Origin of the sequence: Pannonibacter carbonis (assembly GCF_003012935.1) — a bacterium.
Lineage (GTDB): Bacteria > Pseudomonadota > Alphaproteobacteria > Rhizobiales > Stappiaceae > Pannonibacter > Pannonibacter carbonis.
This window is the reverse complement of the sequence record NZ_PUDR01000015.1, coordinates 74,569-97,542: the sequence shown is the minus strand read 5'-3', so window position 1 is coordinate 97,542 and position 22,974 is coordinate 74,569. Positions and strand designations below refer to the sequence as shown.

Annotated in this window: 19 protein-coding genes, 1 tRNA gene and 1 pseudogene; 7 read left to right on the top strand and 14 right to left on the bottom strand. The window is 63.5% G+C overall.

The window, feature by feature from the left end:
• Positions 1–137 precede the first annotated feature (137 nt).
• The 3 genes and pseudogenes from C8348_RS18625 to C8348_RS18620 all read right to left on the bottom strand — a co-directional run bounded on the left by C8348_RS18625 (position 138) and on the right by C8348_RS18620 (position 840).
• Entirely contained in the window at positions 138–506 is a 369-nt protein-coding gene (locus C8348_RS18625; protein ID WP_106754796.1) for a hypothetical protein, read from the bottom strand.
• 12 nt (positions 507–518) lie between these two features.
• A pseudogene (locus tag C8348_RS22620) lies at positions 519–659 on the bottom strand (DUF6538 domain-containing protein); the annotation flags it as partial.
• A 105-nt stretch (positions 660–764) separates the two neighbouring features.
• Positions 765–840 (bottom strand) — tRNA-Ile (locus C8348_RS18620).
• A gap of 236 nt (positions 841–1,076) precedes the next feature.
• Here C8348_RS18620 and C8348_RS18615 point away from each other — a divergent pair.
• Both C8348_RS18615 and C8348_RS18610 read left to right on the top strand, forming a co-directional pair.
• Positions 1,077–2,168, top strand: a complete 1,092-nt coding sequence (locus C8348_RS18615; protein WP_157950462.1) for an AI-2E family transporter — start codon at positions 1,077–1,079, stop codon at positions 2,166–2,168.
• A gap of 442 nt (positions 2,169–2,610) precedes the next feature.
• A complete protein-coding gene (locus tag C8348_RS18610) occupies positions 2,611–3,354 on the top strand; it encodes an SIMPL domain-containing protein (protein WP_106754794.1) in 744 nt (247 codons plus the stop codon).
• An 87-nt stretch (positions 3,355–3,441) separates the two neighbouring features.
• Here the strand turns inward: C8348_RS18610 and C8348_RS18605 are convergent, their stop codons facing one another.
• Positions 3,442–4,029, bottom strand: coding sequence for a GNAT family N-acetyltransferase (locus tag C8348_RS18605; RefSeq protein WP_106754793.1), 588 nt, complete (start codon positions 4,027–4,029; stop codon positions 3,442–3,444).
• A 334-nt stretch (positions 4,030–4,363) separates the two neighbouring features.
• Here C8348_RS18605 and C8348_RS18600 point away from each other — a divergent pair, with 334 nt between their 5' ends.
• Positions 4,364–4,864, top strand: a complete 501-nt coding sequence (locus C8348_RS18600) for a cytochrome b (RefSeq protein WP_198647132.1) — start codon at positions 4,364–4,366, stop codon at positions 4,862–4,864.
• 49 nt (positions 4,865–4,913) lie between these two features.
• On the opposite strand, the gene C8348_RS18595 is transcribed toward C8348_RS18600, so the two are convergent.
• The 3 genes from C8348_RS18595 to C8348_RS18585 form a co-directional block, all read right to left on the bottom strand.
• A complete protein-coding gene (locus C8348_RS18595; RefSeq protein ID WP_106754792.1) occupies positions 4,914–6,014 on the bottom strand; it encodes an NAD(P)/FAD-dependent oxidoreductase in 1,101 nt (366 codons plus the stop codon).
• A gap of 24 nt (positions 6,015–6,038) precedes the next feature.
• Positions 6,039–6,449, bottom strand: coding sequence for a ketosteroid isomerase-related protein (locus C8348_RS18590; protein ID WP_106754791.1), 411 nt, complete (start codon positions 6,447–6,449; stop codon positions 6,039–6,041).
• A gap of 144 nt (positions 6,450–6,593) precedes the next feature.
• Positions 6,594–7,478, bottom strand: a complete 885-nt coding sequence (locus C8348_RS18585) for a LysR family transcriptional regulator ArgP (protein WP_106754790.1) — start codon at positions 7,476–7,478, stop codon at positions 6,594–6,596.
• A 92-nt stretch (positions 7,479–7,570) separates the two neighbouring features.
• On the opposite strand from C8348_RS18585, the gene C8348_RS18580 reads away from it, so the two are divergent.
• From C8348_RS18580 to C8348_RS18570, 3 genes are all read left to right on the top strand, one after another.
• On the top strand, positions 7,571–8,170 hold the full coding sequence (locus tag C8348_RS18580) for a LysE/ArgO family amino acid transporter (RefSeq protein WP_106754789.1): 600 nt from the start codon (positions 7,571–7,573) through the stop codon (positions 8,168–8,170).
• 161 nt (positions 8,171–8,331) lie between these two features.
• A complete protein-coding gene (locus C8348_RS18575) occupies positions 8,332–9,108 on the top strand; it encodes a coniferyl-alcohol dehydrogenase (protein ID WP_106754811.1) in 777 nt (258 codons plus the stop codon).
• Positions 9,109–9,238: 130 nt separating this feature from the next.
• Entirely contained in the window at positions 9,239–10,390 is a 1,152-nt protein-coding gene (locus C8348_RS18570) for an amidohydrolase (protein WP_106754788.1), read from the top strand.
• Between the two features lie 22 nt (positions 10,391–10,412).
• Here the strand turns inward: C8348_RS18570 and C8348_RS18565 are convergent, their stop codons facing one another.
• The 5 genes from C8348_RS18565 to C8348_RS18545 all read right to left on the bottom strand — a co-directional run bounded on the left by C8348_RS18565 (position 10,413) and on the right by C8348_RS18545 (position 19,102).
• Complete coding sequence (locus C8348_RS18565) at positions 10,413–11,906, bottom strand: MFS transporter (protein WP_198647131.1); 1,494 nt, start codon at positions 11,904–11,906, stop codon at positions 10,413–10,415.
• Between the two features lie 115 nt (positions 11,907–12,021).
• Positions 12,022–13,479, bottom strand: coding sequence for a DUF930 domain-containing protein (locus C8348_RS18560; protein ID WP_106754787.1), 1,458 nt, complete (start codon positions 13,477–13,479; stop codon positions 12,022–12,024).
• A 424-nt stretch (positions 13,480–13,903) separates the two neighbouring features.
• Positions 13,904–15,925, bottom strand: coding sequence for an RNA polymerase sigma factor RpoD (gene rpoD, locus C8348_RS18555; protein ID WP_106754786.1), 2,022 nt, complete (start codon positions 15,923–15,925; stop codon positions 13,904–13,906).
• Between the two features lie 454 nt (positions 15,926–16,379).
• On the bottom strand, positions 16,380–18,383 hold the full coding sequence (dnaG, locus tag C8348_RS18550) for a DNA primase (RefSeq protein ID WP_106754785.1): 2,004 nt from the start codon (positions 18,381–18,383) through the stop codon (positions 16,380–16,382).
• A gap of 245 nt (positions 18,384–18,628) precedes the next feature.
• Positions 18,629–19,102: a GatB/YqeY domain-containing protein gene (locus C8348_RS18545; protein WP_106754784.1), complete on the bottom strand. Its 474-nt coding sequence runs from the start codon at positions 19,100–19,102 to the stop codon at positions 18,629–18,631.
• A 259-nt stretch (positions 19,103–19,361) separates the two neighbouring features.
• Here C8348_RS18545 and carA point away from each other — a divergent pair, with 259 nt between their 5' ends.
• Positions 19,362–20,552 (top strand): glutamine-hydrolyzing carbamoyl-phosphate synthase small subunit, encoded by a 1,191-nt coding sequence (gene carA / locus C8348_RS18540; protein ID WP_106754783.1) that lies wholly within the window; start codon positions 19,362–19,364, stop codon positions 20,550–20,552.
• Positions 20,553–20,693: 141 nt separating this feature from the next.
• On the opposite strand, the gene C8348_RS18535 is transcribed toward carA, so the two are convergent.
• Positions 20,694–21,137, bottom strand: coding sequence for a MerR family transcriptional regulator (locus C8348_RS18535; RefSeq protein ID WP_106754782.1), 444 nt, complete (start codon positions 21,135–21,137; stop codon positions 20,694–20,696).
• 692 nt (positions 21,138–21,829) lie between these two features.
• Positions 21,830–22,891 carry an AraC family transcriptional regulator gene (locus tag C8348_RS18530; RefSeq protein ID WP_198647130.1) on the bottom strand — a complete coding sequence of 354 codons (1,062 nt, stop codon included), beginning with the start codon at positions 22,889–22,891 and terminating at the stop codon, positions 21,830–21,832.
• Positions 22,892–22,974: the final 83 nt, after the last annotated feature.

The window sequence follows — 22,974 nt, the reverse complement described above, 5'->3', positions numbered from 1 at the left end:
ACGGCCTCCAGCGCCACGCGGGCCTTGAACCCAGCATCATGGTTCCTGCGTTTCTTCATGTCCTGATCTCCTCGTTCTTGGAGACCAGCAGACGTCAGATCGTAGCTTCCGTCACTGTCCGATTTTCCGGGGGTAGCTTAGATAGATCCGAGCGCGCGAACCACAGATTCATACGTCTCACGCTCAGACTGCCATGCGATCGTGTCCTTAGCCAAAGCCTCCGACACACGATCAAGCCTTTGCCGGAGCGATGTTAACTGCGAATGCGTCTGAAGCGATTGCCTGTAGCGGTCGGGAACTGGATCTAACGGAAACTGCTCCCAATCAGCGCGCCGCTCCGGGTGTTTGTCGTACAAGTCCGAGCGTTTTGCCAGATCAAGAGTGCTCAGTTTCGGATGCAGCATCGCCGCCTCCTTCCTGATGTCACCGAGTTCCGTCGCAAGCGTTCTTAACGTCGAAGAAAGAATTTCTCGCGTCATGGTCGGCTCCTCGATCTTCTCGGTCATCACCCCCGCCAGAATCCTAGCACGACGACGTGCTTCCTCTGCGGCAATCGGGCCGAGACTGATTCTGATGGGAGACGACCCAAATTTTTGCCGAAACTTAACCGGGACCCGTTGCTGGAAGGTGAATCCCGAAGACCGTCGCCAAAGATACATAACGAACCCTTTCAGTGGGCCGCGATGTGTACGGTCGTGTGTACTCTGAGGTGTACACTGGAAAATGGGTACCTAAAAAATACTGAAATCCAGATTTCAGGATGGTGGTGGGCCCGGAGGGACTCGAACCCCCAACCAATCCGTTATGAGCGGACGGCTCTAACCATTGAGCTACAGGCCCTGCGCCGAAGGCGGAGCCTTCTGGTACACCAGGCTTGCCGTGTCGGGCAAGAGGTGAGCGGCGGGGTTGTGCGGGATGGTCCGGGCCGCAAAGCGGTGGCTGCCCTGCAGCCTTTGCGCTGCCGGGCGCTGTGGACTTGCCGTCCGTCCCGGCCTGACGGCTGCATGCCCCCCTTGCAAGCCGGTGCCCGTCGCGTGCAGGGTGGCGCAAGAACGAAGATGCAAGCGCGGGCCCTGATGCGAAACTCCCTGCTCAATATCACGCTCGCCCTTGTCCTGGTCTGCCTCGTCGGCTGGCTGCTGGTCGTCGGGCGGGCGCTGCTGCTGCCTTTCGTGACGGCGCTGATCGTCTGGTATCTGATCAATGCGCTGGCGAGCGGCCTGCGCGCCGTGCCGCTCGGCCACTTGCGGCTGCCAGCCCTGCCGGCGCTGCTGATCGCACTGGTGATCATCTTTGCCGCTGCCATGTTCGTGTTCGATCTGGTCGCCGCCAACCTGACGCAGCTGGCGCGCGATGCGCCGGGCTATCAGGCGCGGCTGGACCAGGTTTTTGCCAACCTGTCGGAGATGGCGGGCCTCCGCGAACCCTTGCAGACCCGCGACCTGTTCCCGCAGACCTCGCTGACCCAGCTGGTCACCCAGGCGGCCAGCTTCATCACAACAATGGCCGGTTCCGCCTCGCTGGTGTTCATCTATGTGCTGTTCCTCCTGATCGAGCAGTCGACTTTCAACAGCAAATACGCCGCCCTGTTCGAAACCCCGGAACGCGCCGAGGCGGCCTTTGCCATCCGCGCGGAGATCAACCGCCGGGTGCTGCATTACTTCGGCATCAAGACAGGCGTGAGCCTCGCCACCGGCCTGCTGACAACCGCGCTGCTGACGCTGCTTGGCCTTCCCTATGCGGCGCTGTTCGGCTTTATTGCCTTTCTGCTCAACTACATACCCACCTTCGGTTCGCTGATCAGCGTCATCTTCCCGAGCCTGCTGGCGCTGGTGTTCTTCGACACCTACGGCCCCTTCCTCGTCATCTCCATCGGTCTCGGCCTGATCCAGTTTCTGCTCGGCAATCTGGTTGAGCCGCGCCTGATGGGGGCGAGCCTCAACCTCTCCGGCCTCGTCATCCTGTTGTCGCTGGCCTTCTGGGGCGCGATCTGGGGCGTTACGGGCATGGTGCTCTGCGTGCCGCTGACGGTGGTGATCCTGATCATCTGCGCCCAGATCCCGCAGACGCGGCCGATTGCCGTGCTCCTGTCCGCCGATGGCAATGTCGGCCTGCCGTTGCAGCATGTCGAGGCCAACGGGGAGAAAGCGGCATCCGTGCGCGACTGAGGCAGTGCTGAGGTGAGCGGGGCCTGCATCCACCGGTCTCGATACGCCCACGGATGTCACCCCGGCCAAGCGAAGCGCCGAGCCGGGGTCTACTCGCTTGCAGAGCGATGCGATGCGTGCAGCAGCGCTGCGGCAGGCATCGCGCGACCTCTCCGCAGCCTGTGGTGCGACCCTGCCAGTCTCTGCTGCTCTGCGAACGAGTAGGCCCCGGGTCTGCGCTGCGCTCCGCCCGGGGTGACACGGAGCAAGGTGCATTCACCACGCGACGGCATATGCCGCATATGAGCAACACCTCTTCGTGTCACCTTGGGCTCGCGCTGCGCTCCGCCCGGGGGGACGCCGAGAAGGACGGGACGGACGGAAAGGCGCAAACGCGCCTTTGACTTGCCGCATTCCGGGGCGAGGGTTCTCATGCCCCTCGTGAGCATAAGGATTTTTTACGATGAATTTGCCTCTGACCCGTTCTGTCCGCCGTCCGCTCCGGGCCATGGTGATCGCCCTGCCGCTGGCGCTCAGCGCTGCCTTCGCTACCACGGCCGCCCAAGCCGACGACGCCAAGCGTGACCTTTTCATCACCGTGCAGGGCATCGGCAACATCGCCGTTGCCCCCGACCAGGCGATGATTTCCGGTGGCGTGATCAGCGAGGCTGCGACGGCTGCCGAGGCGCTGGCGGCCAATTCCAAGGCGCTGGCCGGCGTGGTGGAAAAGCTCAAGGCAGCCGGTGTCGCCGAAAAAGACATGCAGACCAACGGCTTCTCTGTTCAGCCGAAGTACACGGACTATGGCAGGACCGACAAGGCACCGGTGATCGACGGCTACCGGGTCAGCAACAGCATCAGCATCAAGGTGCGCGACATGGCCAAGCTGGGCGCATTGCTCGACGCCATGGTGGCCAGCGGCTCGAACGCGATCAACGGCGTCAGCTTCATCGTTTCGGATGCCGACAAGCGTTCGGATGATGCGCGCAAGGCGGCCGTTGCCGATGCCCGCCGCAAGGCCGAACTCTATGCCGCAGCCGCCGGTGTGAAGCTTGGCAAGGTGCTGTCGATGAGCGAGGGCGGCGCGGCCGTGCCGCAGCCGATGTACAGGATGGCCGCGATGTCCGCCGAAGCCATGCCGCCGATGCTGTCCGGCGAGGAAACGCTGAGCGCCAGCGTCACCATCGTCTACGAACTGGCTGACTGAGCCGGAATGTCCTCAGGGCGGGGATGCGCCTTGCCCTGAGGCCTCAGCCATGCAGGATCGGTGGCCTGCCGGATCGGGAGGAGAGGGTCAGAGATCCTTGATCCAGACCTGCATCGGCTTTTCGGTCTCTTCCGTCTCGCCAACGTCCTTCCAGGGGAAATAGACAACAGCCCCTTCGAGCGGGGTGTAGCCGCGCTTGCGCCAGAAATCGGTGAGCGGCACATAAGCCGCCGGCCGGGCCGGGTGATCATCCGGCCGCTGCACGGCGCAGAAGGTGGCGCGGTTGAAGCCCAGCGCCCGGGCATGCGCCTCGCGCGCATCATAGAACTGATGGCCCAGCCCCTGGCCCCGGTATTCGGGCACCAGCACCGATTCGGCGAGATAGAAGATCTGGTCGAGATCGAAGCCCCGCTCCTCGAAGGGCTCGCGGAACTGGATGACTTCCTTGGCCAGTGGCTCGCCTGTCGCGGCCCCCACCAGCCGGTCCCCGTCATAAGCTCCCACGATCACTGCCCCCGGCGTCTGCGCATAGCGGGCGAGATACCGCGTCTCGTAGTCCATGCTACCGTCGTAGAGATATGGCCACGCCCGGAACACTTCGATGCGCAGGCGCGCCAGATCCTCAAGGGCATCCTGCAGCGTCTGATGTGTGAGAAGCTTGATCTGAACCGGCATAGTCTCTCCCTGCTGTGTTTCTTTTTCCGTACGATGCCCGTGTTGCCACAAAAAAGACAAGAGGTGATTTGCTGCCCGCCGGGAATGCAGAGCAGCCATGCAGCCGCTGCAGGGCAGTCAACCGAAAACAGGTTCGCGACAACGAAGAAGCAAAGCCGGCTTTGGGCGAACAGGTTCTTGCGTTACATTTGGCGACAACTTGATCCTCGCCTTGGCCTTATCTTCCGTTAACATTGACTTCTGCATCGGCCGGCTGCTCTTCAAAGCAAGCATGATCCTGGCCGACAGCACCGTCTTGCCGGTTACAAGCCGGCCAACAGCCAGGAGTGAAACCGTGTCACGCCAAGCCACAGCAGGTTACAGCCCCACCCAGATCGGCCTGCATTGGGTCATCGCCGCGCTCGTCCTGTTCCAGATCATTTTCGGCGACGGTATCAAGGATCTCGGCCGCGCGCTCAAACGCGGCACCGAGCCGGACACAGCAACCGTCATTCTCGGCAACCTGCATATCTGGTTCGGCGCCGCAATCCTCGCGCTGACGCTGTGGCGGCTGGCCCTTCGGATCACACGCGGCGCGCCGGCACCCGCCGGTGGCAACACCATCACCCTCGGCCTGATGAAAGCGGCGCACGGGCTGTTCTATGCCCTGCTGCTGGCCATGCCGGTGACCGGCCTGGTGGCCTGGTATCTCGGCGTGCATGACGCCGGCGAGATCCACGAGGCGATGAAGCCGGTGTTCGTGCTGCTCATCGCGCTGCATGTGCTGGCTGTCGTCTGGCACCGTGCCGTGCTGAAGGACGACACGATGGCCCGGATGCTGCGTCCCGGCCGCTGATGAACACCTGCAAGATGGATCCGGATGGGCCAGCCATCCGGATCGGGTTTCAGTCTCGCGCTTCCAGCCAGATGCGTGCGGTCTTGACGTCACCGGAGAGAACGCCCGCCGCAATCTTCTGGCCGACGACAGCGCCGAACTTGTAGCCGTGGCCGGAACAGGCGGAGACGAAGACGGCCTTGCCGTCCTCCTCGACAAAGAAGTGCTCGTCTGATGTGAAGGTGTAGGCGCAGGTGACCACATCCGTCACCTTGTACTCCGCGATCCGGCCAAAGGGCGGGGCGAAATGATTGCGCAGCGTCTCGCCTTCGCCCGGCATCGGAACGCGGTTGGCGTTGGCATCGGCGTTCTTGTACTTGTGGATCCCTGCGCCGAATTTCAGCCCGGTGCCGGGCACCGGCGGCAGCACGTAGCCGTCAACCTTGCCCCCCACATCAAGGATCACCGGCGCAGCTTCCCAGGCAGCCTTCAGATCGGACGGCGGATCGAGATAGACCACGGCCGTGCGGTACGGCGTCAGGTGGCGGGCGAGATCTGGCGCCAGTTGCACCACCCAGGCCCCTGCCGTCACGACCACGCGGTCGGCGGTGAGCACCGTGCCATCTTCGAGCGAAACAGACCCGGCCGCCCGGTCAATCGCCGTGACCCTCGTGTTTTCGCGCAGGTCAATGCCCCGGGCGATGAACCAGTCCCTGAGTCCGGCTGCAATCTTCTGGCACAGCAGCACACCGCCTTCTGCATTGAAGGCAGCAAACCGCAGGGTCTTGCCATCGAGGAACGGGTAGCGGGCTTCGGCTTCCGCGCCGGTCATGTCGTCAAGCGCATAGCCGCCGTCGATCATGCCCTGGCGATAGCGCTCGCCCTCGTCGCCCGGTTCCTGCGACAAAAGCAGGAAGCCGGTGTCCACGAGGTGCTTGGCCCCAAGATCCGACCACATCTCGTCCCACGCCGCGTAGGCATCTGAAATCCGGCGCTGGTATCCGCCCTGACCGCCATAGGCGCGGCGGATGATGCGGTGCTGGTCGCCCGAGGCGGACAGCGGATTGGGAACCGGCCCCTGTTCCAGCAGCGTGACCTCTGCCCCGCGCTTGGCGAGCGCCCAGGCGGTGGAGAGCCCGGAAATGCCGGCGCCGACAACGATGACTTTCATGGCAATGGTCTCCCGGTGGCAGGATCAGGCGCTGACCTGAGCAATCCAGTCTTCCAGATTGTAATAGGTGGTGATGCGGGCAATCTGGCCATCGCGGATGTCGAAAAAGGTGCCGGCGGGCAGGCGGTAGGTCTGGCCCTTCGCCTCGGGCAGCCCCTCGTCCGAGGCGAGATACGTGCCATTGACGATGAATTCGGCCGCGCCCCGTGTTCCGTCCTCGCTGACAAAGACGACGATGTCAGTCAGCGTCTCCTTGTAGCAGCGGGTCATGTGGGCGTTGAACTCGGTGAACAGCGCCTTGCCAGTGCGCCGGCCACCCTGGTTGACGTCATGGGCGACATCATCGGTGACAAGCGCGACCATGGTGGTCGTGTCGCCGGCATTGAAGGCGGCATAGTAGCGGTTGAGGAGCGCAAGGGACTGGGCGTTTGGCATGGGGAATCCGGATGCTGCACAAGCGAAAGGATCCGCATTGAGCCCGCTCCCGGTCCCTATGGCAAGCCATGATCGCGGCCTTCAGTTCGCCAAATGCGAAGTACTGAGCATGCGGCTTGCACTCCCCTTGACCATCAGCCTTGCCTATCCGGCCAGCCTGTCGGACGCTGCCTGCCGAACGGCGCGGGTCAACGCGGCAAGCGAGGACGCTGTCGACCGGCTGACGTGCCAGTAGAGAGGGACAGACAGGCGGGTCCCTGGGCGGAGTTCAACCAGCCGGCCAGCGGCCAGATGCTCGCGCACCAGGAGGTCCGGGTTCATGCCCCAGCCAAGGCCGGCAAGGGCTGCCTCGACAAAGGCATTGGTCGAGGCGAACCAGTGGGTTGGCGGAGACAGGGCAACGCCGAAGGTGGTTTCGATCCACCGGGTCTGCAGCCTGTCCTTGGCGTTGTAGGTCATGGCCGGTGCGACGCCGAGACCGTCGGCCGTGACGCCCTCAGCGAACCAGCGGCGCATGAAATCCGGGCTGGCCGTGGCAACATAGGTGAGCGATCCGAGAAAGAAGCAGTCGCAGCCCTGGACCGGATTGGCGTCGGAACTCACGGCGGCCCGCACCTCGCCCCGGCGCAGCCAGTCGGCGCTGTGGTCCTGATCATCGATCTTCAGGTCAAACAGCAATCCATCTCGCGCGCCCTGCGCCATGGCCGGAATGAACCATGTGGCAAGGCTGTCGGCATTCACCGCAAGGCGAAGCGACGCCTGCCCGACACCTGCAAGCTGGAGATCGCGCGCAAGGGCGTCTTCCAGCAGAGCCACTTCCTCGGCATGGCGCAGCAGCCGCTCGCCGGCTTCCGTCGCGGTGGCCGGCTGGCCCCGCACCACAAGCACGGCACCGACGCGATCCTCCAGTGCCTTCAGCCGCTGGGAAATGGCAGAGGGCGTCACATTGAGATGACGTGAAGCCCGATCAAGGCTGCCGCTGCGCAGGATCGCCGCCAGGGCGGCCAGATGGGATGGATCAAAGTGCATTAGCGAGTCTAATCTCAGATGAGATTTATTAGCTAGTCTAATTCCGTGACCCACCTTAGGTGGTCCGGGCAATGCCTGCCCCGGAGCCCCGCATGTTGACTGCCGCCCTGTCCGGCCTGTTTCTCGGTCTGTCGCTCATCATCGCCATCGGCGCGCAGAACGCCTTCGTGCTGCGGCAGGGTCTGCGACGGGAGCATGTCTTTGTTGTGTGCCTGACCTGCGCGCTCAGTGACGCGTTGCTGATTTCACTCGGCGTATTCGCCCTAGGCACGGTGACGGACCTGATTCCCGGCATCGAACCGGCCTTGCGCTATGGCGGGGCGGCTTTTCTGCTGGCCTATGGGCTGCGCAGCGCCAGATCCGCGATGACCGGCAGCAGCGCCCTGACCTCGGGCGATGGCGCGCGCCAAGGGCTAGGCGCAACGCTGGCCACCGCCCTCGCCTTCACCTTCCTCAACCCGCATGTCTATCTCGACACGGTGCTGCTGATCGGCTCGATCGCCAGCCAGTATCCCGGCCGGGAAGCGGCCTTCGGCGCGGGAGCCGTGACCGGGTCGCTCCTGTTCTTCTTTTCGCTGGGCTATGGCGCCCGCCTGCTCGCTCCCGTCTTCGCCCGGCCCAATGCCTGGCGGGTGCTGGATGGGGTCATCGCGGTGGTGATGATCGGGCTGGCGATCAAGCTGATCCTCTGACGCTGCGTGGTTTCGCATCGCCGGGACAACGTGTGACTGGCCGTGCAGTTCAGCTTGGTTGGCCGCGCAATAAAGCCGAGCAAGGTTCAGCGCGTCTTTCAATGCCCCCCCACACCACGGCCATGCTTGCCATCCCGCAGACAGGCAGCAGGGCCAAGACCATGACCAGACGCACCATCGTTGTAACAGGAGCGGCATCCGGGATCGGGGCGGCCATCTGCGAGGCGCTGACACGCGAGGGCGCCCGGGTGATCGCCGTCGACCGGAACCCGGTCGCTTGTGCCGAGGAAAGCCTCCAGGCCGATCTGACCCGCCCGGACGAGGTCGCCGCGCTGATCAAGGCTCTGCCGGAAGGTCTGGACGGTCTTGCCAACAGCGCTGGCCTGCCGCCAACGGCCGCAGCAGAAGCCGTGCTGCGTGTCAATCTGATCGGCCTGAAGCAGCTGACGCTGGGACTGATCCCGAAGCTTGCCGAAGGCGCCTCGATCGTCAACCTCGCCTCGCTTGCCGGCGTTGGCTGGCCGGAGCACCTGCCACAGGTGAGGCGCACGCTGGCCCTGCAGCCGGAGGATGACATCGCAGGTTTCTGCGCTGCGGAAGGACTGAACCTGCCGGACGGGAGATCCTACTTTCTCAGCAAGGAAGCGTTGATCGTCTGGACCCTTCAGAACCGCTGGACCTGGCGGTCGCGCAACATCACCATGACCTGTGTGTCGCCAGGACCGGTCGAAACGCCGATCCTGAAGGATTTCGTGGCAACGCTGGGTGCGCGCGTCGAGGAAGACATGCGGGTCATGGACCGGCCCGGCCGGCCGGAGGATATCGCTCCCGTCGTCTGTTTCCTGTTGTCGAAGGCGGCCAAATGGCTGCGAGGCACAAACATCGAGACCGATGGCGGCATGAACCGGCATATCCTCAGCCAGCAGCACGGGCTCTGAACACCAGCAGCTGCCGTCGTCGTTCATGTTACCCGGGAGATTGACCGGATCACCAAACTTGTCGCTTGAGCAGGACGCGCCGTTCGGATCAGATCGGCATCAACACCGCCGATCCCGTGAAGAGGCCAGCATGTCCCTGTTCGTCTATGATTATCCGCGTCTCGTTGCCCTGCGTCACGATCTTCACCGTCATCCGGAGGTGTCCGGCGAGGGACGCGAAACGGCGAACCGGGTTGCGGCGTTCCTGCAGCTGAATGCCCGGCCGGACGCACTGGTGACCGGTCTCGGCGGGCATGGTCTGGCCGCAGTCTACGAAAGCGGACAGCCAGGACCAACGCTGCTGCTGCGGTCGGAACTGGATGCCCTGCCGATCGAGGAAAAGACCGGCCTGCCCTATGGCTCCTCCATTCCCGGCAAAGCGCATCTATGCGGCCATGACGGCCATACGACGATCCTGACAGCCGTCGCGATGGGGCTGGCGCGCAGCCGGCCGGCGCGCGGACGCGTGGTGCTGCTGTTCCAGCCTGCGGAAGAGGACGGCTCCGGCGCGGCCGCCGTGATAGCCGATCCGGCCTTTGCAGAACTGCGCCCCGATCTCGCCCTCTCGCTGCACAACATCCCCGGTCTTGCCATCGGCAAGGCTGAGTTGAAAGCCGGGCCGGTCAATTGCGCCTCCCGTGGTCTTCGCCTTCGGTTTGCCGGCAAGACGGCGCATGCCTCGCAGCCGGAAACCGGAACTTCGCCCATGCCGGCGCTGGCGGAGCTGATGCCGGCCCTGTCGCGCCTCTCCCGGGGGGCGCAGAGCGATCCCGACTTCCGGCTTGTCACGGTGACGCATGCCTGGCTGGGCGAGAAAGCCTTCGGCATTGCCCCCGGCGATGGCGAGATCTGGGCCACGCTGCGCACGCAGACGGATGCCGGCATGGCCGCGCTGTGCCATGACGCGGAACAATTGGCACAAGACGCCGCCAACCGCTTCGGGCTCGGCCTCAGCTTCAGCTATCACGACATCTTCCACCACTGCGAGAACGCACCCGACGCTGTCGCAGCGCTTGGCGCGGCGCTGGATGCCGAGGGGATCGCCTGGTCGGCAGGATCCCTGCCCTTGCGTCCCTCGGAAGACTTTGGCCGCTTCCGTGCCCTTTGCCCCTCCGCGATGGTGTTCCTGGGCGCGGGCGAGACGCGTCCGGCGCTGCACAATCCCGACTATGATTTCCCCGATGACCTGATCGAGCTTGGCGCAAGGCTGTTCCTGCGGGCCATCCGCCAGCAGCTCGGCTGAGCCGCCCCTGGCCTTGTTGAGATCAGGTCCTGTCCTCATCGGCGTCGAGCGTTTCGAGTGACACGCCGTTGGTCTCGATCCGGAAGGCAAAGGTGACCCAGGCGCCGAGCAGCGAGGCGGCGATCAGACCGAACAGCAGCGGGTCCTTTCCGACCGTTGCAAGCAGTGTCGGGAACAGGAACGCCGTCAGCACCGCGCCAATCTTGGCAACGGAGGCAGCAAAGCCGGCTCCAACCGCCCTGTATCGGGTCGGGAACACCTCGCCGGCGATAAGGTAAGTCTGCGCATTGGGCCCGAGATTGGTCATGAAATTGAAGATCATGAAGCCAGCGACAATCATCGGCACCTGCATCGACGGGCTGACATTGTCGCTGAGCGTCGCGATGAAGAGCCCGACCGCACAACCGAGGAACCCGACAACCTGCAACTTGATCCGGCCGAAGCGGTCGGCCAGCAGCACGGCAAACAGGATGCCGACGATCAGCAGCGCATCGATCAGTGCGGCACCTTCTGCTGCCAGCAAGTCATCCTGCAGCAGGTCCGCGAGATTGGCCGCATGACCGGGCGCATGCCCCAGCGCGGTTGCGAGGATCACGGGAGTGAAAATGCCGATGCCATAGGTGCCAAGATCCTGCAGGAACCAGGGCACCGAAGCCAGAATGGTGGCGCGCCGCGCCTTGCGATTTGAAAACAGCGCCCACAGGACCTTGCTGCCTTTCTTGGCGTCTTGTGCCAGCTCCGCTGCCTTGCCGAGCAGCGGTGTCGCCCTCGGATAGGCCGGATCGCGTTTCAGCAGACGGCGCAGCGCCTGCTCGGCCTCTTGCAGACGGTTCTTTTCCAGCAGCCAGTGCGGGCTCTCGGGAATGAAGAACCGCCCGATGACAACGACGGTCGCCGGCAGGATGACGAGGCCATACATCCAGCGCCAGGCATCAACCTGCGGGTGATAGGTCAGGACGAAATAGGCAAGGGCTGTGCCGCACAATGCGCCGACAGCCTGAAAGGCAAAGGCAGCCAGCACCATCCGCCCGCGTGCCTCCGACGAAATGCTCTCTGAAATGATGAGATGCGCTGTCGGATAATCACAGCCGAGCGCGATACCAAGGCCAAACAGGGCGATCAGCACGATGACGAAATTCGGCGCGCCGGCCAAAAGGGCCAGAAAGCCGATGAACAGCAGCATCTCGACGATGAACAGACGGCGGCGACCAAAGAGGTCCGACAACCCGCCCAGTAGGGTTGCCCCGATCAGGATGCCGAAAAGCGTGGCGGCGCTGACCAGGCCGTAGCCGGTGGCGTCAAGGCTGAACTCCCTGGCCATCAGTGGCAGGGCAACGCCGGTCATGAAGACGACCAGCCCCTCGAAGAACTTGCCGGCCGCCGCCAGCCCCCAGATCCGCCATTGCATCGCGGTCATGACCGCTGCCCTGACCGGCGTGCCATCAGCCCACACGGGCGCCTCATCGATATAGCCCTGCACGGAGCGGGGCTTGGCGGTGGCCTCAATGCTGCCCATGGGAGCCTCCTGATTCGGCCATCTGCGGCCTAACACGCTCGAAACATACCGCTTTCTTGTATCAGGAGAATGTTGCTACAAAACGCGCCGACCCAGGCCGGAACGCCGGATCCGCCTAGAAACTCGGGAAGCCGCGGGCGGCCCATTCGCCGGGTGGCACGGCGCCGCGCACCTCGAAGGCGAAGGACTTCACCTTGGTGATGTCCTCGTCCAGCTCGCAGCGGAAGGCGACGTTGTACCAGTAGCCGCCGGCGCGGAACCCGGCCCGGTCTGTCGCCAGCACATTCCCGGTCTTCAGGCGGAAAGTTGGCAGCACTTCCGGCCGGTAGGCCGGTGAGGCATCGGTCAGCTGGGCGCGAAGCTCCGTCATGCACAGGACGTCGGCCCGCATCTCGCGCGGCATGCCGCGCATGGCGGTCTTGGCGCGGGAATCCCCCGACAGGGTGTTCGAGAACAGCCGCCGGCTGGGCTTCAGATTGCCCAAGGTTGATGACCCGCTGCCAGGCCCGGAACCATCGCCGGTTCCGGTGCCCGTGCCCTTGCCGCGCCCTGGACGAATTGCGCCGGGCGGAGCTTCAGGTTCGACCTTTGCCAGCTGCTGCGGCTTGGGACGCGGCGGTGCCTTGGCCACCAGCGGGCCGGTGAGGACGGAGGCTGGCAGGTCGGCATTGGCATCCGTTTCCGCCGGAGCGGCCAGCTCAGGCTCACCGGGGGCCGGCGGGGCGACTTCCGGCGTGTCGCCCGCCGTGGCCACCAGCGCTGCGATGTCAGACGCCTGCGGCGCAGCGGCCGGCACCTCGGCCGGCGCTTCCGCCGCGACTGCAGCGGCCGGTTCGGCCGGCGGCACCGGATCGGCCACCTCAGGGACAGCCGCGCTGGCAGGCTCCGTCGCATCCGCGGTCTGTTCTTGCCCGGACGGCGCGTTGTCCTGCGTGCCGCCGTCGCCAGCACCGCCACCGGCCGGAGCCTCGGCCTCTGCGGGCGCGCTGGTGTCGGCGGTCACCTCCGCCTTCTCCGTGGCGCTGCCGTCCGCCGCCGCCTCAGGTCCGCTGTCCTCCTCGCCAAACTCGACGACGGGAACAAGCACGGGCAAGGGCTGCGGCGGCTGATCCTGTGCCGCAGCAGGCGGGGAAGCCGGGGCCGGCTCAGGTGCTTTTTCTGGCTCGGGTGCGGGTTCCGGTTCTGGCTCTGGCGCTGGTTCTGGTTCTGGTTCTGGTTCTGGTTCCGGCGGCGGGGGAGCAGGCTGGGGCTCAGGCGCCGCGGCCTCCGGTGTAGGCGGCGGTGGCGGAGTGGCTGGCTGCTCAGCTTCGAGCTTCAGGTCCAGCTCCGGCTTGGCGAGCAGCTCGGCCAGGTCCAGCTTCTGTTCCGGCTTTTCAGGCTCTGGCTTGGGTTCGGGCTTCGTTTCGGGCGCGGGCGGCTCGACGAGCGTCACCTCGACCACCGGCTCCCGGCTCGGCGGCAGCACATCGGGCGCACCGGCCAGGATGACACCGACGATCGCGACATGCAGCAGCACGGACAGCCCGATAGCTCCCCCAAACCGCGCAACACCAGTGACCCGCTCCTGTTCCATGCGCTGATGCATACTGACAAATGCGGCGAAATGGGAGCGGGAATGGTGATGGCCACGCGGGTGCGAGTTATCCACTGGGGGGGTATCGGCAGGGTTTGTGGCTGACCGCACATGCCTGCGCAACGGGGGGATGGAATGACGGCTGAAGGGACTTGGGGATGCCACCGTGCTCTCGTCGCTCCTGCGCAGGCAGGAGCCCAGTAACCACCAGACACTGTTTTGCTATGCAGCGCCTCGACTAGCCAATGCGCGCCCCGATTACTGGGCTCCTGCCTGCGCAGGAGCGACGAGGGGCCGGAGGCTGCATGGATCCCCGCACGAGGGGAGATGACCTTGGAGAGGGCTTGTTAAGTGCCGACGTCGATCAACAAAAAAGGCCGGTCGCGAGGACCGGCCTTCCAAGATATCGCGCTTGCGACCCGCCTCAGCTGTCCAGGAAGCTCCGCAGCTTGCGCGACCGGCTCGGGTGCTTGAGCTTGCGCAGGGCCTTGGCTTCGATCTGGCGGATACGTTCGCGGGTGACCGAGAACTGCTGACCGACTTCTTCCAGCGTGTGGTCGGTGTTCATGCCGATGCCGAAACGCATGCGCAGCACGCGCTCTTCACGCGGGGTGAGGGAGGCGAGGACGCGGGTGGTCGTCTCGCGCAGGTTCGACTGGATCGCCGCATCGATGGGCAGGACCGCGTTCTTGTCCTCGATGAAGTCGCCGAGGTGAGAATCTTCCTCGTCGCCGATCGGGGTTTCGAGCGAGATCGGCTCCTTGGCGATCTTCAGGACCTTGCGGACCTTTTCCAGCGGCATCTGCAGCTTTTCGGCCAGTTCTTCCGGGGTCGGCTCGCGGCCAATCTCGTGCAGCATCTGGCGCGAGGTGCGGACGATCTTGTTGATCGTCTCGATCATGTGCACCGGGATGCGGATGGTGCGGGCCTGGTCGGCGATCGAACGAGTGATCGCCTGCCGGATCCACCAGGTGGCGTAGGTCGAGAACTTGTAGCCGCGGCGGTACTCGAACTTGTCCACGGCCTTCATCAGGCCGATGTTGCCTTCCTGGATGAGATCGAGGAACTGCAGGCCGCGGTTCGTGTACTTCTTGGCGATGGAGATCACGAGGCGCAGGTTCGCTTCCACCATTTCCTTCTTGGCGATGCGCGCCTCGCGCTCGCCCTTCTGGACCATGGAGACGATCTTGCGGAACTCAATGATCTCGAGACCGGTCTCGGTTGCCAGCGTCTGGATCTCCTGCCGCAGCTCGCGGATGGTGTCCTTCTCCTTGCCGACAAAGTTCTTCCAGCCACGGGTCGCAAGGTTCGCTACCTTGCGCAGCCAGTTCGGGTCGAGTTCGGCGCCCTGATACTGCTTGAGGAAGTCGGTGCGATCGACGCCGTAGCTGTCGGCGAGGCGCAGCAGGCGGCCTTCGTAGCCCATCAGGCGCTTGTTGATGTCATAGAGCTGCTCGACCAGCGCATCGATGCGGTTCTGGTTCAGCGACAGGCTCTTGACGTCAGCAACCAGCTCTTCCTGGATTTTCTTGTAGCGGCGCTCCTGGCTCGGCGACAGGGTCTTGTTGGCCAGCTTGTTTTCCACCAGCTGGTCCTGCAGCCGGCGCAGTTTCTTGTAGCTGTCGGCAACCCGGTCGAAGGTTTCCAGAACCTGTGGCTTCAGCTCGGCTTCCATGGCGGACAGGGAAACGTTGGACTCGAACTCGTCCTCTTCCTCCTCGCCTTCCTCGGCCGGACGCTCGCCCTCCGCGCCGGAGCGCGGCGCTTCCTCGCCGGCCGGCGCGCGCTTCGGAGCGCCGTCGTCGTCGAGTTCAGCCTCTTCTTCCTCGCCTTCGCCGACCACAGGGCCACCGCGGCCATCGGGGCCGGCATAGGTTGCCTCAAGGTCGATGATGTCGCGCAGCAGAACCTTGCCTTCATTCAGTTCATCGCGCCAGATGATGATGGCCTGGAACGTCAGCGGGCTTTCGCACAGACCGGCGATCATCGCCTCGCGGCCGGCCTCGATGCGCTTGGCGATGGCGATTTCGCCTTCGCGCGACAAAAGCTCGACGGAGCCCATCTCGCGCAGATACATGCGCACCGGGTCATCGGTGCGGTCGGTCGGCTCGCGGGTGGAGCTTGCCTTCGCCAGCGCCGTCGGTGCGGCGGGAACCAGTTCGCCGCCTTCTTCGGCGTCGTCGACCTGGGCTTCCTCGACCTCGTCACTGTCGATCACGTTGATGCCCATGTCGGAGAGCATGGACATCGTGTCCTCGATCTGCTCCGAAGACACCTGCTCTGACGGCAACACTTCATTCAGTTCGTCGTAGGTGACATAGCCGCGTTTTTTCGCGACCTTGATCATGCGCTTGACGGCGGCATCGGAAAGGTCGAGCAGCGGGCCGTCTTGCCCCTCTGCTGCCGTTTCCTGTGCTTCTTCCGTCTGTGTTGCCTTAGCTACCATTGTCTGCTCCAGAACCGCCGCAGTGCCACGGCGTCGCGCCCGCATGTCCGAACTCGATCCGCCTCGCTGCCGCGAAATCCGCCAGGCGCGCTGCCGCTGGCGCAGCGCCCGGGGACCGGTTGATGATTCGGGTTGTAATGCCTGTCCCTTAAGTCCCACTTAACCGTAAGGTCTGGTTGCCGAATTCCGCTCCCTGGCGTCCGGCTGACCAAACCCGTTCCCGCAAGGCCGCCGGTCAGACGGCCCGCCGGGCCAAACATCGAGATATCGCAGCTACGTCTCGCTGAGCTGTCCGTGGTCGCATGCCATTCGGAGCCGGGTGAGCTGACTGATTCTCCCTATTTAGCTCGACGCATGTGATTCGCAAGTGTGATTCGCCGCCAGTCAATGCGATTTGCAATAAAACACCCTGTTTCGTAAACGCTGATCGCCCCTATTCAGGCATATGGCGCCCCTAATGCGAGCCGGCAACCGCCATCGCTGGCGCACTGCGCAGTTTCTTTGCCCGCTCAGCGAGTTCTGCCTCGTCGCGCGCACACTCCTCGCGCCGCCGTGCCAGATCCTGCGTCAGGCCCCGGATCCGGTTCCACGCGCCCTCATCCAGTTCGACTTCCGCATGGTCCAGTTCCAGCTTCAGTTCCCGCTCCAGCGCGATCAGTTCCAGACTGTCGAGAAAATGCAGGAACACCGCTTCGATAAAGTCATCCGGCGGATCCTTGCGCAGCAACGGGAACCGCTGGGCCAGTTCGGAGAAGCTGCCAAGACCAGTGCCGCCACCGCGCTCGCCGTCCGGGGCCCCGTCGCGCATCACCTCGCCCAGGATCTGGTAGAACGTGTCGTCCAGGCTCTCATAGAAATCAGCCACGGACAGCTTGTCGAAATCCGTGGCGACACGGCAGATCTCGTTACGGAAGCGGGCATGCAGCGCATCGGAGAAGCCGAGCCGGGCCACCCGTTCGATATGCCGGTCGAGAAGATGGGGATAGCGCACACACAAGCCACAGATCAGCCGTTCGGTGCCGAACATCGTGCCTTTCGGCGCAGCGATGACACGACCGCCCGGATCGGTGGAGATGAGGCCGTTCGATGTCCCCGCCCCGCTGCCTGCGTTGCCGAAACCGGCTCCGCCGCCCTGACCGCCATTTGCGCCGGCAAAGCGCTTGCGCCGCGCCTGCTCGAAAAACAGGTTCGACAGCTTCAGGCGCAGGTCGAGCTGGTACCGGCGACGGACGCGCTCGTCGCGGATGCCGCCGATCAGGTCCTCGAAGCGCTTCTCCAGCGCCGCCTTGCGCTCGGGCGTGTCGAGGTTCGCGGCGGAAACTTCCCGTTCCCAGATCGCCTCCGACAAAGGTTGCGCCTTGGCGACTTCCTCAAGAAAGCCATCCAGCCCCCGCGCCTTGACCAGATCGTCGGGATCCTGTCCGTCCGGCAGGAAGCAGAACTGGAAAGAGTAGCCGGACTTGAGCACCGGAAAGATGCGATCAATCGCACGGTGCGCGGCTGCGATCCCCGCAGCGTCGCCGTCAAAACAAACCACCGGCTCTGGCGCCAGTTTCCACAGCCGCATCACCTGCTCTTCGGTGAAGGCAGTGCCGAGGGTCGCAACCACATGGCGAATACCCGCCTGCCACAGGGCGATGGCATCGAGATAGCCTTCGACCACCACCGCCTGGCCGGACTTGTAGGCCGGCTCGCGCGCCCGGTGCACGTTGAACAGCATGTTTCCCTTGTGGAACAGCGGTGTCTCCGGGGAATTGAGATACTTCGGCTGCCCGTCCGGATCGAGCGTGCGGCCGCCAAAGGCCACCACCCGGCCCCGGTCGTCATGGATCGGGATCATCAGGCGGCCCCGGAACCGGTCATAAGACGGACGGCCATCTTCGGGCTTGATCGCCAGGCCAGCCTCGATCATCAGCGGCTCGTCGACGCCCTGCGCCGTGAGGAATTTCTTCAGGGCATCGCGGCTGTCGGGTGCAAATCCGAAGCGGAATTCCGACAAGGTGACGGGCGCCAGCTTGCGCTTTTGCACATAGGCGCGCGCAGCCTCACCGCGTGGACCGGCAAACTCCATCTGGAAGAAGCGCGCGGCCATCTCGCAGACTTCGGCAAGACCGGCCCGCTTCGTCTCCTGTCGTGCCGCATGCGGATCGGGAGCTGGCAACGCGACCCCGGCCTGATCGGCGAGACGCTCGACGGCTTCGGGAAAGCTCAGCCCCTCGGTATCCGTCAAGAAGCGGAAATGATCGCCCGAGGCTCCACAGCCAAAACACTTGTAGCGCCCGCGCCGGTCATCGACGTGAAAGCTGGGGCTCTTTTCCTGGTGGAAGGGACAGCAGGCCCAGAAATCTCCCTTGCCGGGCTGGGTCTTGCGCCGGTCCCAGGACACCCGCCGTCCGACAATGTCCGACAGGGACAGACGGGCCTTGATTTCATCGAGCAAGCGAGTGTCGAAGCGCATCGGTCTGCCTACCGCTCACGGCCATAGCGCCACTGCGGATGTTGTTTGTAAAAATCACAGATATGGCGGCCGCACGGCACCGGAAGCCGGCACAGCTCACAGTCCGCATCATGTGACAGTGTAACATAGGAAGTGGCAGGGTCTTACAGCAAGAGATCCCAGCCGTCCAATATGCCATGAACCTCCGATCCCCGAAGGCCGACCGCATGGCAGCCGGAACTCTCCGGCTCTGGATCAGGCGCGGATCACGTCTCCTGATCGGGCACAGGGCTGCGCAGCAGGTCTTTCACCAGGCATGAGGCCTGCACGAAATCCATCTGGCCGGGATAGCGCTCCTTCAGCGCCGCCATGCACCGCCCCATGTCGCGCAGGCCAGCCGCATCGATCGCCTCGATGGTCTCGGCGCAGATCCGCCGCATGTCATCGTCATCCATCTGCGGCGGCAGGAACTCGCGAATGATGTCGCTTTCGTCTTCCTCCTGCTGCGCAAGATCGATCTGGCCGGCCTCCTCGAAGGCCCGGCGAGACTCCTGGCGCTGCGCCAGCATGCGGCGCAGGAAGTCGTGAACCTCCTCGTCCGGCACCCCGTCGCGCCCCGTTTCACGCGCAGCAGCTTCCCGATCCTTGATCGCCGCAAGGATCAGGCGCAGCGTTGCTGCACGGCGCTTGTCGCCGTTTTCAAGCGCCTCCTTCAACGAGGCGCTGATGTGTTCCCGCATGACAAGTCCCCACCACGACCTGACCCCAAGCCGAAGCCAAAATAGCCAGATTGCCGCCATAAAGCAATGACGCCACTACCAAGCAGTTGATTTCACTGATTTTTATAAGCGGAAAGCACAGTTGACCGAGGCCGGTCCTTGGCCTACATTCCCGCTCTTGAAGCATGAGGGCTCCCGCTGGCCCCGGCTGCGCTCGCAAGGCGTGCTGACGGGCCTGCTGTGCCCGATGATGTCATCAACAACACCGAGAAAGCAAGACATGACGACCGCAGACGCGTGGGCCATTCCGCCTGCCACGGCGCTTCTGGTGCTGGCCGATGGGACAGTGATCGAAGGACAGGGCCTTGGCGCCACCGGCGAGGCCGTTGCCGAGGTGTGCTTCAACACAGCCATCACCGGCTACCAGGAAATCCTGACCGATCCATCCTACGCCGGGCAGATCGTGACTTTCACCTTCCCGCATGTCGGCAATGTCGGCGTCAACGAGGAAGACATCGAAACCATCAATATGGCCTCCGCCTCCGGCGTGCGTGGCGCCGTGCTGAAGGCGGACGTGACCAACCCGTCCAACTATCGCTCGGCCCGCCGCTTTGACGACTGGCTGAAGGCGCGCGGCATCATCGGCATCTCGGGTATCGACACCCGGGCGCTGACAGCCCGCATCCGCGATCTCGGCGTGCCGAACGCGGTGATTGCCCACCATCCGGAAGGCAAGTTCGACGTCGACGCGCTGAAGGCACAGGCCGCGGCCTGGCCCGGTCTCGAAGGCATGGATCTGGCCAAGGACGTGACCAGCGGCCAGAGCCAGTCCTGGACCCAGACCGCCTGGGTCTGGAACGAAGGCTACGGCGAACGGGGTTCGACCGAGGCCGAGTTCAAGGTTGTTGCCATCGATTATGGCGTCAAGCGCAACATCCTGCGCCTCTTGGCAGAAGCCGGCTGCGCGGTGACGCTGGTGCCCGCCAGCACGTCGGCAGACGACATCCTCGCCCTCAAGCCGGATGGTGTGTTCCTGTCAAACGGCCCCGGCGATCCGGCAGCAACCGGCGACTACGCGGTGCCCGCGATCCGCAAGCTGGTCGACAGCGGCCTGCCTGTCTTCGGCATTTGCCTCGGCCACCAGATGCTCGCCCTCGCCCTTGGCGGCAAGACGGTGAAGATGCACCAGGGCCACCACGGCGCCAACCACCCGGTGCATGATCACACCACAGGCAAGGTCGAGATCACCTCGATGAACCACGGCTTTGCTGTTGACCGCGACAGCCTGCCAGCCGACGTGGAAGAAACGCATGTCTCGCTGTTCGACGGGTCGAACTGCGGCATCCGGCTAAAGGACAAGCCGGTGTTCTCGGTGCAGTACCATCCGGAAGCCTCGCCCGGTCCGCGCGACAGCCATTACCTGTTCCAGCGCTTCACCGACCTGATGCGCGCCCGCAAGGCGGCGCATTGAGGCAGCGTCTTCAACTGACAAACGAAAGCCCGGCCAAGTGCCGGGCTTTTTGTTCGCATTCCCACCAGTACAGGTGATCTGCCGCCAACAAAAAAGCCCGGACCATAGGCCGGGCTTCCTTGTCATGTCGCGTTGCCGGCGTCAGGAGACGGGGATCAGCTTGTCGAGCGAGTTGAGCACGTGGTCAACTTCCGCGACCTGCTCCTGCAGCAGGGCATGCTGTTCTTTCAGCATCTCCTGCTGGGCACCACAGATGGTGCGCAGCTCTTCAAGTTGCTGCCGACGCGGCACAGTGCCCTCGACCAACTTGATGACCCGGCGGATCTCGGTCAGGGTCAGGCCGATCTTCTTGGCTTGCAGAATGACACGCATCCGGCCGACGTCACGGCGGGAATAGAAACGGCGTGCCCCCTTGCGGACGGGGTTGATCAACCCCTTTTCCTCATAGAAGCGCAGCGTGCGCAGGGTCACGGAAAACAGCTCCGACATCTCGGAGATGGCAAGAAGCTTGGTGTCGTTTTCATCGTCGATGACCGGCCCTGCGATATCAGGGACGACAACGATGTTTGTCGCTAAACTGTTCATGGTCGAGTCTTGCCCGGTGGTTGAAGCGAAGATGAACCACGAGCCATATGTGTATCCGCTGGGTCGGTCTCCCACCTATTCCGACCCGGCGGCACTAACACGCACATATGTTACCCCCACCCGACATTCGACTCGAGAACGCTAGATGCGTTTTCAGTCGCGTGGATGCGGGGGCTCGATTTGTTCAACAACCGTACTATTACACCAGTTTTTGTATTTTTCTTCTCACTTCGCGCCATTTTTTGCGCTTCACGCACAGATTTTCAAGTCGCGAAATGTTATTTCGTGTTGATGCGTCGCTTTAACCAACATCACCAACCGGCTTTCCGTTGCAGTTTTCGCTATTCCGCCAGAAGGAACAAGGGAATATATGATCCAATAGCTTTTATCGATAATTAAATAACTTTGAATACAGAACGCTTCACAGAACTTACGGAAGGTTTGTCGAAAGTAGGCCCTAAGAAAAAATGGTATACATATCTGTAGGACCACCTATGCATTTGCTGAACAGCTATCGGTGGAACTTCTGGAAAGGAAATGGAAACAATCAGAAACACAAGTGAGATCGTTTTCATCGCCAATCATTTGACAAAATATCCGGCAACATGTCGTTTTTGCGACAGCGCCGCAAGCCTAGGGGCGGATAACCGCATCGCTTTGCCCGAGGCCAAGTTGGACTGAGCCCGTAGTGCCTACCCTTTTTCCTGGCGCCACTGGCTGGGTGCTGCGCCGAACCACCGCTTCGCCGCCCTCGTAAAATTGCCGACCGCTGCAAATCCGAGCCGGAAGGCGATTTCGGAGATCGGCAGGCCGGTGTTGCGCAGGAGATCAGTCGCCGCCTCCTTGCGGACCAGATCATAAAGATCCTGGAAGGTCTCGCCTTGCTCCGACAGGCGGCGCTGCAGGACCCGCGGGCTCATGCCAAGCGTCCGCGCCACCGTATCCAGGGTAAGATCCGACTTGGCGAGGTTTGCTGCGATTTCCTCGCAAACCAGTCCGGCAACCCCGGTCACGGCTTGCCGGTCGGCAATCCGGCGCTGCGCCAGTTCGACGAGCGCTGCAAACAGGGCCGGTTCATGTTTTGGCAGGGCGCGTTCGGCCAGTTCCACCGGCAAGCTCACGCCGTTCTCGTCCGCGTCGAAAAGGATCGACGAGCCAAACACCTGACGATGAAGCTTCATATCCGCAGGACGCGGCCGAGCCAGTTGGAACTCGACCTGGCGCATGATCTCAGGACCAAGCACGTTGCCAAGAAGGATAGCCAGAGCTCCGGAAATCCGGTCGACCAATTGATCCTGCAGCACAATGCGTGGTGACATACGCCAGACGAGCTCCATCTTGCGCGGCCCGATCCGAGTCGCGCAATCCGTCAGATCGATCAGGGAGCGATGATGCTCCGCGATGACCTCAAGCGCGATGCGCGGCGTTGGCGCATAGCCGATAGCCAGCATCAGCGGATGGACAGGCCCGCTGTCGGTCAGCCCTCCAAATCGCAGGCCGATGTAGTCGTCATTGAGCAGCTTCGCGGATTGTTCAAGCAGATGCGCAAAGTCACCGAGCGCAAAAAAGCGGGAAAAGATCACCGCTGTCGGCGGCAGGGTGACCCCGGCTTTCCGGCTGACATCCTCAAGCGACAGGCTATGGCGGTGCAGGTGCAGCGCCAGCGCCTTCAGCACGCTGCCATAGATCTGCGCGCTGTCGCCGATCTGTTCGCCGCTTTTGCGGGCACGCTCGCCGTCTGCTCCGTCCGCCACCATCCAGTCCTGCAACTTGGTTGGAATGTTCCCGCAGCAACCGCCACACACTCCATGATGGCAGTTTCTATATCGGCTTTCGC